At 42.2% G+C, this 680-nt stretch carries 1 rRNA gene; it reads right to left on the reverse strand.

The features are described 5' to 3' along the window. Positions 1-106 (reverse strand): 23S ribosomal RNA (locus N9R04_RS11275); the annotation flags it as partial. Positions 107-680 lie beyond the last annotated feature (574 nt).

Below are 680 nucleotides of genomic sequence, written 5' to 3' on the forward strand. Positions count from 1 at the left end.
TGGATCACAGCTTACTTACAGCTCCCCAAAGCATATCGTCGTTAGTAACGTCCTTCATCGGCTTCTAGTGCCAAGGCATTCACCGTGCGCCCTTAATAACTTAATCTATCCTGCTTTGAGTCAAGCGTTCGCATGCTTCTTCAACTTCGCCTCGAAGTGGCAGTCACTTACATAGGTAAGCTCCTTTACTTCTTAGCTCGTTTCATCGCCTGACAATCGCTTTCTTTCAAAGCATATTGTTTTGAGTCAAGCGTTCGCATACTTCTTCAACTTCGCCTCGAAGTGGCAGTCACTTACATAGGTAAGCTCCTTTACTTCTTAGCTTGTTTCATCGCCTGACAATCGCTTTCTTTCAAAGCATATTGTTTTGAGTCAAGCGTTCGCATACTTCTTCAACTTCGCCTCGAAGTGGCAGTCACTTACATAGGTAAGCTCCTTTACTTCTTAGCTCGTTTCATCGCCTGACAATCGCTTTCTTTCAAAGCATATTGTTTTGAGTCAAGCGCTCGCATGCTTCTTCAGCTTCACTTCGAAGTCGCAGTCACTTACTTAGCTCAACTCAAACACACCAGTTATTAATCAGTGAGTGTTCGTTCGAACACTAGCGATTATTTTTGAATTCAAGCTTTTAAAAACTCTAATTCACTCGGTTTTGCTTGGTAAAATCTATCTTACTTACT

This window comes from Staphylococcus marylandisciuri (genome assembly GCF_025519785.1).
Classification (GTDB): domain Bacteria; phylum Bacillota; class Bacilli; order Staphylococcales; family Staphylococcaceae; genus Staphylococcus; species Staphylococcus marylandisciuri.